This window comes from Mesorhizobium sp. (assembly GCF_004962925.1).
Taxonomy (GTDB): domain Bacteria; phylum Pseudomonadota; class Alphaproteobacteria; order Rhizobiales; family Rhizobiaceae; genus Mesorhizobium.
The window spans coordinates 1-10,874 of sequence record NZ_SUEO01000214.1 but is presented as its reverse complement, the minus strand read 5'-3'; the positions used below and the strand labels follow the sequence as shown (position 1 = coordinate 10,874).

9 protein-coding genes and 1 pseudogene are annotated in these 10,874 nt (G+C 64.0%); all 10 read right to left on the bottom strand.

Annotated features, from left to right (window positions below; genetic code table 11):
* A partial coding sequence (ftsZ, locus tag E5W87_RS29280) for a cell division protein FtsZ (RefSeq protein ID WP_292405504.1) occupies window positions 1–1,007 on the bottom strand: 1,007 nt, incomplete at its 3' end.
* Window positions 1,008–1,074: 67 nt separating this feature from the next.
* Window positions 1,075–2,382 (bottom strand): cell division protein FtsA, encoded by a 1,308-nt coding sequence (ftsA, locus tag E5W87_RS29275; protein ID WP_292405501.1) that lies wholly within the window; start codon window positions 2,380–2,382, stop codon window positions 1,075–1,077.
* Window positions 2,379–3,320, bottom strand: a complete 942-nt coding sequence (locus tag E5W87_RS29270; protein WP_292405498.1) for a cell division protein FtsQ/DivIB — start codon at window positions 3,318–3,320, stop codon at window positions 2,379–2,381. Before E5W87_RS29270 ends, ftsA begins: the two co-directional genes overlap by 4 nt.
* A complete protein-coding gene (locus tag E5W87_RS29265; RefSeq protein ID WP_292405495.1) occupies window positions 3,308–4,234 on the bottom strand; it encodes a D-alanine--D-alanine ligase in 927 nt (308 codons plus the stop codon). Before E5W87_RS29265 ends, E5W87_RS29270 begins: the two co-directional genes overlap by 13 nt.
* Window positions 4,235–4,533: 299 nt before the next feature.
* The gene (murB, locus tag E5W87_RS29260) at window positions 4,534–5,499 is read right to left on the bottom strand and encodes a UDP-N-acetylmuramate dehydrogenase (protein ID WP_292405491.1); all 966 of its coding nucleotides are present in this window, start codon (window positions 5,497–5,499) and stop codon (window positions 4,534–4,536) included.
* A complete protein-coding gene (murC, locus tag E5W87_RS29255) occupies window positions 5,496–6,902 on the bottom strand; it encodes a UDP-N-acetylmuramate--L-alanine ligase (protein ID WP_292405488.1) in 1,407 nt (468 codons plus the stop codon). Before murC ends, murB begins: the two co-directional genes overlap by 4 nt.
* Window positions 6,899–8,026, bottom strand: coding sequence for an undecaprenyldiphospho-muramoylpentapeptide beta-N-acetylglucosaminyltransferase (murG, locus tag E5W87_RS29250; RefSeq protein WP_292405484.1), 1,128 nt, complete (start codon window positions 8,024–8,026; stop codon window positions 6,899–6,901). Before murG ends, murC begins: the two co-directional genes overlap by 4 nt.
* Before the next feature lies 1 nt (window position 8,027).
* Window positions 8,028–9,179 carry a putative lipid II flippase FtsW gene (gene ftsW, locus E5W87_RS29245; protein ID WP_292405481.1) on the bottom strand — a complete coding sequence of 384 codons (1,152 nt, stop codon included), beginning with the start codon at window positions 9,177–9,179 and terminating at the stop codon, window positions 8,028–8,030.
* On the bottom strand, window positions 9,179–10,582 hold the full coding sequence (gene murD, locus E5W87_RS29240; RefSeq protein ID WP_292405478.1) for a UDP-N-acetylmuramoyl-L-alanine--D-glutamate ligase: 1,404 nt from the start codon (window positions 10,580–10,582) through the stop codon (window positions 9,179–9,181). The genes ftsW and murD overlap by 1 nt, the downstream gene beginning before the upstream one ends.
* An 8-nt stretch (window positions 10,583–10,590) precedes the next feature.
* Window positions 10,591–10,874: pseudogene (gene mraY / locus E5W87_RS29235) on the bottom strand (phospho-N-acetylmuramoyl-pentapeptide-transferase); the annotation flags it as partial.

Genomic DNA, 10,874 nt, shown 5'->3' with positions numbered 1-10,874 from the left:
GCCGTGCGGATGGCGATCGGCGCGGCAGCGATTTCTGCTGCCGATTTGTCGATGCCGGTCGCAACCACCGAGACGCGGATAACGCCTTCGAGATCCTCGTCGAACGTCGCACCCAGAATGATGTTGGCTTCCTGGTCGACCTCCTCGCGAATGCGGGTCGCCGCTTCGTCGACTTCGAACAGGGTCAGGTCGCGGCCGCCGGTGATCGAGATCAACAGGCCCTTGGCGCCCTTCATCGAGGTCTCGTCAAGCAGCGGGTTGGCGATCGCGGCTTCCGCGGCGGCCATGGCGCGGCCCTCGCCGGAAGCTTCGCCCGTCCCCATCATCGCCTTGCCCATCTCGCGCATGACCGAGCGGACGTCGGCGAAGTCGAGGTTGATCAGCCCTTCCTTGACCATCAGGTCGGTGATGCAGGCGACACCGGAATAGAGCACCTGGTCGGCCATGGCGAAAGCGTCGGCGAAGGTCGTCTTGTCATTGGCCAGCCGGAACAGGTTCTGGTTGGGGATGACGATGAGGGTATCGACGCATTTCTGCAATTCCTCGATGCCCAGATCCGCCGTCTTCATGCGGCGCTGGCCTTCGAAATGGAACGGCTTGGTGACGACGCCGACGGTGAGAATCCCCTTCTCACGGGCGGCACGTGCAACGACCGGCGCGGCCCCCGTGCCGGTGCCGCCGCCCATGCCGGCAGTGACGAAGCACATGTGGGTGTTGGAGAGATGATCGACGATCTCGTCGATGCATTCCTCCGCCGCCGCGCGCCCGACTTCCGGTTGCGATCCCGCACCCAGGCCCTCGGTGACATGCGCGCCGAGCTGGATCAGGCGATCCGCCTTGGACATGGTCAGCGCCTGCGCATCGGTATTGGCCACCACGAACTCGACGCCGCGCAAGCCGGCGGTGATCATGTTGTTGACGGCATTGCCGCCGCCGCCGCCGACACCGAACACGGTGATACGCGGCTTGAGCTCGGTGATGTCCGGCTTCTGCAGATTGATGGTCATTGTCTCCGTCCTTTGCCTTTCCCGCCGCTTCGCCGCTGCGGCCGCCTATGGGGCTGTCCCCGTCAATTTAAAAACTGTCTCTCAACCACTGACTCATCCGATGCAGTTTTCCGCCCGTTCCGGTCATCCTGAGACCAGAAATTCCTTTCGCCGGATGGCTCTCGAAATTCGCCATCTGCGGATAGATCAGAAGCCCGACCGGCGTCGAGAAAGCCGGCCCCTTGGCTGCCTCGGGCAGGCCCGCCACGCCGAGCGGACGGCCGATGCGCACATTGCGTCCGAGAATGCGGCGTGCCGCCTCAGGCAAGCCGGAAAGCTGGCTGGCGCCGCCGGTCAGCACGACGCGCTTGCCGACGGCGTTGCCGTAGCCGGACCTGTTGAGCCGGTCGCGCAACAGTTCGAGCGTCTCGTCGATGCGCGCCCGGATGATGCGCGTCATCACCGAACGCGGTATCTGCAGCGGCACCTCGCCGTCTTCGCCGATCGGCTGTATCGAGACCAGATCGCGGTCGTCGACACTGCCGGGCAGGGCCGAGCCATGCATCACTTTCAGCCTCTCCGCGGCGTCGAGCGACGTCGACAGCCCCTTGGCCATGTCCAGCGTGACGTGGTTGCCGCCGATGGCGATGGCGTCGCCATGGACGAACTTGCCTTCCGAAAAGACCGAGATCGTCGTGGTGCCGCCACCCATGTCAATGCAGGCTGCGCCCATTTCGAGCTCGTCGTCGACCAGTGCGGCAAGGCCGCTGGCATAGGGCGTCGCCACCATGCGCTCGACCGACAGGTGCGAACGGTTGATGCAAAGCTCCAGATTGCGCAAGGGCGCCGCGTCACCCGTCAGCACATGCATATCGACGCCGAGTTGGTCGCCAACCATGCCGCGCGGATCACGCACGCCGCGCTCGGCGTCCAGCGAAAAGCCGACGGGAAGCGAATGGATCACCTCGCGCTCGGCCCGCAGCGCCTGCTTAGCGCCGGCGGCAAGCACACGCTTGATGTCGGCCTCATCGGCCTCATGGCCGCCAAGATTGATGGTCGCCGAGAAGCTTTCACTCTCCAGCCGGCCGGCCGTCATGTTGACGATCAGCGAATCGACGGTCAGGCCGGCCATGCGCTCGGCGGCATCGACGGCAAGGCGGATGGCGTGCTCGGCCCTGTCGAGATCGATGACGACGCCCGATTTCACGCCTTGCGATTTCTGGTGGCCGATACCGATCACCTGGATGCGATGCGAGCGCCCGCGCAGCAGATTGCCGTCCTCACGCGGCTTGAGCTTGGCCACCACGCAGCAGACCTTGCTCGAGCCGACGTCCAGCACCGTCATGATGCCCGACCGGCGCGACGAGGCATCGCTGTTGCCGCCAAGCCAGCTCATATCTTCGTCTCCGCCTTGCGCTTCGGCATTTTCGGCTTTTCGTTGAGCGCGGCCTGGCGCTGCGTCGCCGCTTCCGGCGTCAATTGGACGACGAGGCGATCGGAAAGGCGCATGTCGACGGCGGCGATGTCGCGCGTCAGCAGCCCGTTCTCGTGGTCCATCCTGACCAGATCGGCGATCGCTTGGTCCTCGCCATCCTCGGGAAGCTTGACCGTGATGCCGTTCTCCAGCTTCAGGTCCCAACGCCGTTCGCCGATGCGGATATAGCCTTTGACCCGCGCGGCAAGCTCTGGATATTTTTTGATCCTGGCCAGGAAATCCGGCGCCTTGGCTGGCGCGCCGGTGCCGACGATCAGCGGCAGCAGCGACTGCTTGCCGCCGGAGAATGGCGCGATCACGGCGCCGGACCGCTCGATGACGGAAAGCTCGCTGCCCTGCTGCCAGAGCGCAAAGGGCTCACGCTCCTCGATGCGCACCTCCAGCGTGTGCGGATAGACCTTGCGCACCGCCGCAACCTCGACCCAGGGCAGCGTGGCGATGCGTTCCCGCGCGGCTTCGGCATCAAAGCCGATCAGCGACGTCCAGCCATCGAGCTGCATCCTGTCGAGAATATCGATCTCCGAGGTTGCGCGGTTGCCGACCACCTTGATCTGGTCGACGGCAAACCCGCTGCGGGCGGTGACGCCCTGGACAATACCGTCGACATGTCCGCCGAGATAGGCTCCATAGGCACTGCCCGATACGAGCAGCGCCGCCGACAGGATGGCTGCGGAAAACGGCGGCACCTCGAAGTCGTCCTCGCCCAGACGCGCCAGCACGCGCGCCGGCCGGCGAAGCAGACGCGGCAGCACGAAATGGTCGAACGACAACGACACACCGAACAGCGTCGGCCCGGCCGCGCCCTTCCCCTTGCCCTGTCCCCACCTCAACGCAGACACGAAGCGTCCTCCACCATCCAACTCAACAAATCGCCGAACGAGTGTCCCGCCTGCGCAGCGATTTCAGGCACCAAGGATGTCGGCGTCATGCCCGGCTGAGTGTTGACTTCGAGCCAGACAATTTCGCCGTTCTCGGAGTGTCGATCATCATAACGGAAGTCCGACCGGGAAACGCCCCGGCAGCCGATAGCTTGGTGAGCCTTGAGCGTCAGTGTCTGTATTTTTTGGTAAATATTCGGTGAAATTTTTGCAGGGCATTCGTGTTTTGATCCGCCCGCGACGTATTTTGAATCATAGTCGTAGAAGGAATGGCCGGTCGGAATGATTTCGCAGACACCGAGCGCCACATCGCCCATCACCGCGCAGGTCAATTCCCGTCCGTGCACGTAGCGCTCCACCATGACTGTATCGCCATACTTCCAGTCGGACGAACCGATGATCTGTGGCGGATGCGACTGGCCTTCATGCACGATGACGACGCCGAAGCTCGACCCTTCATTGACCGGCTTGACGACATAGGGCGCCTTCATCGGATGCTTGTTCTGGATGTCGAAGCGATTGACCACCTTCGATTCGGCAACCGGGATGCCGACAGACTTGGCGATCTTCTTGGCCTGCTCCTTGTTCATCGCCAGCGCCGAGGCGAGCACGCCTGAGTGGGTATATGGAATGGCAAGATATTCGAGGATGCCCTGGATGGTGCCGTCCTCGCCGAAAGGGCCGTGCAGCGCATTGAAGGCAACATCGGGCTTGAGCTCGGCCAGCACCGATCCGACATCGCGCGAGACGTCGACGCGAGTGACCTGGTAGCCTTCCTTCTCGAGCGCATCGGCACAGGCATTCCCCGAAGACAGAGACACGGGCCGCTCGGACGAGAATCCACCCAGAAGGACGGCCACGTGCTTGCTTTTCATTTCCCGTCATTCCCTCTCACGGCGGGCCCTTTCACGGCGGGTCTGCATCTCACGCGCCCCGGAAAGGGTCACACACTCAAACGCTCGGAGCAGTCTCTGCTCCCATGATTTTCGCAACATCGCCTCCAGACTCTCCCATCGGTTGCCCCGGACGGAAAACGCTGGTGACGCGTCGAAACGACTCAAATCAGGAAACGCTTCAGGGCAGAGAATCAGAGAGTTGATTCGCTGGCAAGTCCTTACGATTCCGAGAGATTCACTTTCCGCAAAAACGGCAGCGAAAACTGTGTTGTGAGTCTTTAGAGCAACTGTCCCAGGAACTCCTGGACCTCGTGCCCCGGCCGGAAATTGCCGATGCGTTTGATTTCCCAATGCAGCCGGATGCCCGACTTTTCGAGCACACGCGTGCGCACGGTCTCGCCGAGATATTCGAGGTCGTAGCCGGTCGCGGTTCCCGTGTTGATCATGAAGTTGCAATGCATCGGCGACATCTGCGCGCCGCCGATCATCAGCCCCCGACAGCCCGCTCTGTCGATCTCCTTCCAGGCCGAGGTGCCCTCCGGATTCTTGAAAGTCGAGCCGCCGGTCTTTTCGCGGATCGGCTGCACCGTCTCGCGATGGTGCTGGACGGCATCCATCGCCGCCTTGATCGCGGTCTTGTCTTCCAAAACGCCTTCGAACACGGCCGATGTGAAGATCAACCCGGCAGGTGCTGCGGAATGGCGATAGGCGTAGCCCATATCGGCGTTGCTCAGCGTATGCACATTGCCCTTGCGGTCGAGCGCCCGCACCTCGACGACGCGCTCGCGCGTCTCGACGCCATTGGCACCGGCGTTCATCCTCAGCGCGCCGCCAATGGCGCCTGGAATGCCGTGGTAAAAATCAAAGCCGCCGATACCGGCCTGGTAGGCAACGGCCGCAACGCGCTTGTCGGGCGTGGCGGCCCCCGCCTTGATCGTGGTCGGCGCAATCACTTCGGCTTCGCCAAAACCCTTGGCCGAAAGCCGGATGACGAAGCCGGCAATGCCACCGTCGCGGACAAGCAGGTTCGAGCCGACGCCGACGATGGTCAGCGGTATCTCTTCGGGCACCGCTCTCAGGAACGCGGCGAGATCGTCCTCGTCGGCCGGCTGGAACAGTGCATCGGCCAGTCCGCCGGCGCGGAACCAGGTGATCTTGTCCATCTCGGCATTGGGCGTGATGCGGCCGCGCAGGCCGGCAAGCCGGCCGCCAAGCTTGTCGATCAATGCCTGGCCGCGCATCATGAGGCCGTCCCGCCGAGTTCCTTGGGCAGCGCGTAAGCCCATTGCGTGATGTTGCCGGCGCCGAGGAAGACGATGAAATCGCCTGGTTTCGCCAGGTCGCGGATAACAGGCGCAATCGCCGCGGGCCCTTCGATGTAGCGCGCGTCGCGATGGCCGCCGGAGCGGATGCGCGACACTAGTGCCTCGGACGTCACCCCGTCGATCGGCTCTTCGCCAGCAGCATAGACCGGCGCCACCATCACCGTGTCGGCATCGTTGAAGCAGACGGAAAACTCATCGAACAGATCATGCAGCCGGGTGAAGCGATGCGGCTGGGCAATGGCGATGACGCGGCCCCTGGTGGCATCGCGCGCCGCCTTCAGAACCGCCGTGATCTCGACCGGGTGATGGCCGTAATCGTCGAATATTTCGACGCCGTTCCACGAACCGGTACGGGTGAAGCGCCGCTTGACGCCGGCGAAGGACGACAGGCCCTTCTTGATCGCCTCGGCCGAAAGGCCGAGCTCGTGTGCGACGGCGATCGCCGCCGTCGCGTTGGAGACATTATGACGGCCGGGCATCGGCAGGCGCAGACCTGCGATCGTCGACTGGCCGCGGGTCTTGCGGTCGCGGATCACCACGTCGAATTCCGAGGTCGGGCCGTCCATGCGGTGGTTGGTGAAACGCACGTCGGCCTGCGCGTTCTCGCCATAGGTGATGACGCGCCGGTCCTCGATGCGGCTGACCAGGGCCTGCACCTCAGGATGGTCGGTGCACATGACGCCGAAACCGTAGAACGGCACGTTCTCGACGAACTGGCGAAAGGCTTCGCGCACCTTGTCGAAGGAGCCGTAATGGTCGAGATGCTCAGGATCGATGTTGGTGACGACGGCAATCTCGGCCGGCAGCTTCAGGAAGGTGCCGTCGCTCTCGTCGGCTTCGACCACCATCCATTCGCCGTCGCCCATGCGGGCATTGGTGCCGTAGGCATTGATGATGCCGCCATTGATCACGGTCGGATCGAGCCCGCCGGCTTCGAGCAGCGTCGCCACCATCGAGGTCGTCGTCGTCTTGCCATGCGTGCCGCCGATGGCCACCGCCTGGCGGAAGCGCATCAGTTCGGCCAGCATCTCGGCGCGACGGACGATGGGAAGCAATTTCTCGCGCGCGGCCTTCAGCTCCGGATTGGATTTCTTGATCGCCGTCGAGACGACAACCACTTCGGCATCGCCGACATTATCGGCGTGATGGCCGACAAAGCACTCGATGCCCTTGTCGCGCAGCCGCTGCACATTCGCGCTGTCGGCCTGGTCGGACCCTTGCACCTTGTAGCCGAGATTGTGCAGCACCTCGGCGATTCCGCTCATGCCGATACCGCCAATGCCAATGAAATGCACAAGGCCGATCGTCTGCGGCATCTTCATGCGTGCGTCTCCTTCCTGAATTCCGATACGCTTTTCTTCGACGCAATAGCCTCTGTCAGATCGGCGAGCAACCGTGCCGCGTCCGGTTTTCCGGCCGATTTCGCCGCCGCGGCCATAGTGGTCAGCCGCTCCGGATTGTCCATCAGAGTACCAATCAGCGCGGCGATGCGCTCGGACGAAAGCGTGGATTGCGGATGCACTTCGGCGCCATCTGCCGCGGCCAATGCCGCGGCATTGGCCGCTTGGTCGTGGTCGAGCGCGTGCGGATAGGGCACCAGCAGCGCCGGCCTGCCGATCACCGCGATTTCCGAAACGGTCGATGCGCCGGACCGCGACATCACCAGATGCGCCGCAGCCATGCGCGCCGCCATGTCGGTAAAGAAGGGCGACACCTCAGCCTCGACACCGAGGGCGGCATAGGCCGCCTTCACCCGCTCCACATCGTCAGCGCGGGCTTGCTGCGTGATATCAAGCCGCTTGCGTTGTGCGTCGGAAAGCAGTCCAACCGCCGCCGGCACGGCATCGGAAAAGAACTGTGCGCCTTGGCTGCCGCCGAACACCAGAAACCGGAACGGCTGCTTGCCCGTAGACGCTGCATAGGGCGTCTTCGCCGCCTCAAGCAATTGCGGCCTGACCGGATTGCCTGTGGTCACCGTCTTGACGCCTGCAGCGCTTGAATCTTCCGGCAAAAACCCACCGGCAATGGCATCGACGCGACCGGCCAGCGCCCGGTTGGCGCGCCCCATCACCGCGTTCTGCTCGTGGATCAGCGTCGGCACCTTGCGCCGCGTCGCCGCATAGAGCGGCGGCAGCGTCGGATAGCCGCCGAAACCGACTACGACGGCGGGCCTGATCCGGCCGATCACGGCGGACGCCTGCCGCACGCCACCCCAGATTTTCCAGAAGGCGGCGAGCACGGCAAAAGGATTTTTCGAGCCGATGGTTGCCGACTGGATCGGATGGATGCCTGCGGCCGGAAACTGGCCGGCAAAACGCTCGGCGCGGTCATCGGTGGCCAGATGCACCGTCCAGCCGCGCCTGGTCAGCTCATGTGCCAGCGCCTCGGCCGGGAAGAGATGCCCGCCCGTGCCGCCAGCCGCCAGTAGGATAACGCCCCTCGACATTTCACTCCGCCGGCATGGCGCGCTGCGATGGTGCGAAGCCCAACTGCTTGCGCTTTTCCGGCCGCTTGCGCGTCAGCGCCAGCACCATTCCCATCGAGATTGCGATGGCGATCTGCGAGGAGCCGCCATAGGAGATAAACGGTAAAGTCATGCCCTTGGCCGGCATCAGCTGCAGGTTGACGGCCATATTGATGACCGACTGCAGGCCGAAAACCGTGACCAGGCCGCCAACCGCATAGCGTGTGAAATCGTCCTGCTCCTTGAGCGCGGTGCTGAGCCCGCGCAGCACGATGAAGGCGAAGATGGTCATGATGAAGAAGCACATGATCAGTCCGAACTCCTCGCCGGCCACCGAGAAGACGAAATCGGCATGGCTGTCGGGTATGACCCGCTTGACGGTGCCCTCACCCGGCCCGACGCCGAACCAGCCGCCGTTGATCAGCGCATCGCGGCCCATGTCGACCTGGAACGTATCGCCTTCGCCGGTCATGAAGCGGTCGATGCGGCCGGCGACATGCGGGAACACCGTATAGGCGGCAAACACGCCGCCGATGCCGGCAGCGCCCAGCGCGATGATCCACAGCCAAGGCAGTCCAGCCATGAAGAACATCACCCCCCAGGTGCCGAGCACCAGCATGGTCTGGCCGAAATCAGGCTGTGCCACCAGCAGCGATATGACGAGGGCAAGCAGCAGCATGGCGAACAGATTGCCGGGAATGTCGGGCTGGCGCTTGTGTTCGGCAAACAGCCAGGCGCAGATGACGACGAAGGCCGGCTTCAGGAATTCCGACGGCTGGATCGACAGGCCGGCAAGCGACACCCAGCGCCGCGCCCCCTTCACCTCGACGCCGATGTAGAGCACCGCCACCATCAGGAGCAGCGTGACGCACAGCATTAGTAGCGCCATGCGTCTGATCTGCCGCGATTCCAGGAAGGAGACGGCCAGCATCACGCCAAGAGCGGGAATGGTGAAGATGATCTGCCGTGTGGCGAAGTGGAAACTGTCGAGGCCGATGCGCTGGGCCACCGCCGGGCTCGCCGCGAAGGACAGCACGATGCCGAGCCCCATCAGCGACAGGAACGCAGCCAGGAACCAGCGATCGATCGTCCACCACCAGGTGGCAACCGGGCTTTTGTCGAGACGACTTTGCATTATCGTGTCCCTCCGATGAGCTTCACGCCATCAATGGTGCTCGTAGCTTGCCTGAAGGCTTCGCCGCGCACTTCGAAATTCTTGAACTGGTCGAAACTGGCGCAGGCCGGCGAAAGCAGCACCACCACCTCGCCGTTGTCATCATCCCTGGCCGCATCGCTTGCGGCATGCTCGACGGCCGCGGCCAGCGTGCCTGATATCTCGTAGGGCACCGCCTCGCCGAGCGTCGCCGAGAAGGCTGGTGCGGCCTCGCCGATCAGATAGGCCTTGGCGATGCGCGGAAAGAGGCCGCGCAACGGCTCGATGCCGCCCTCCTTCGGCAATCCGCCGGCGATCCAGTAGATGCGCGGAAAGCTGGACAGTGCGGGCGCTGCCGCATCGGCATTGGTCGCCTTGGAATCGTTGATGAACAGCACATGGCCCTTGCGGCCGACTTGCTCCATACGGTGCGCCAGCCCGGGAAAGCTCTCCAGCCCCGACTGGATCTCGCCCAGATCGAGCCCGACCTTGAGGCAGGCGGCGACGGCGGCCAGCGCATTCTGCGCATTGTGCTGGCCGCGCAGCGAGCCGATGCCTTCGAGAAAGGCAACGCGGCTATACCGGCCATGCACCGCTTCCATCAGATCGGTACCATCGGCGAAATAGCCGTCTGTCAGCGGCAGGCGCTTGGAAATCCGGATGACGTGCCGGCCGGCGCGCTCCAGCCGGTCGGCGAGCTGGGCGCACCACGAATCATCGACACCGACGATTGCCGTCTCGCTGCCAGCCGCCAGTCGTTCCTTGATCGCGGCGTAGTGCTGCATCGTGCCATGACGGTCGAGATGATCCGGCGTCAGGTTGAGCAGCACGCCGGCGGTCGGATTGATCGAGGGCGCCAGGTCTATCTGGTAGGACGAGCATTCCACGACATAGTGCCGCCCGGGCTCCGGCGGATCGAGTGTCATCACCGCGCGGCCGATATTGCCGCCCATCTGCGTGTCGCGGCCGGCCGATTTCAGGATATGCGCCGTCAGCGCCGTGGTCGTCGATTTGCCGTTGGTGCCGGTGATGGCGATGAAGGGTGCCGCCGGCGCCAGCAACGTCCGCTCGCGGCAGAACAGCTCGATGTCGCCAATGATCTCGACGCCTGAAGCGCGCGCCAGCTCCACTGTCCAGTGCGGCTTGGGATGCGTCAGCGGCACGCCGGGCGACAGCACGAAGGCGGAGAATTTCGCCCAGTCGGCGCCGCGCAGATCGCTGGTCGTGATACCGACGGCCGCGGCATTGGCGACGCTGGCGGGATTGTCGTCCCAGGCCAGCACGTCCGCCCCGCCCTCGATGAGCGCGCGCGCCGTGGCGACCCCCGAGCCGCCGAGCCCGAAGAGCGAAACGCGCTTGCCTGCAAAGGATGCGGCGGGGATCACGCGGCCTCCTATCGGAGTTTCAAGGTCGACAGGCCGACCAGCGCCAGGATGACGGCGATGATCCAGAAGCGGATCACCACCTGGCTTTCGGTCCAGCCGAGCTTTTCGAAATGATGGTGGATCGGCGCCATCAGGAACACGCGCTTGCCGGTCATCTTGAAATAGCCGACCTGGATGATGACCGACAGGATCTCGACGACGAACAGGCCGCCGACGATGACCAGCACGATCTCGTGCTTGGTGGCAACCGCCACCGTGCCGATCAGGCCGCCCAGGGCCAGCGAGCCGGTGT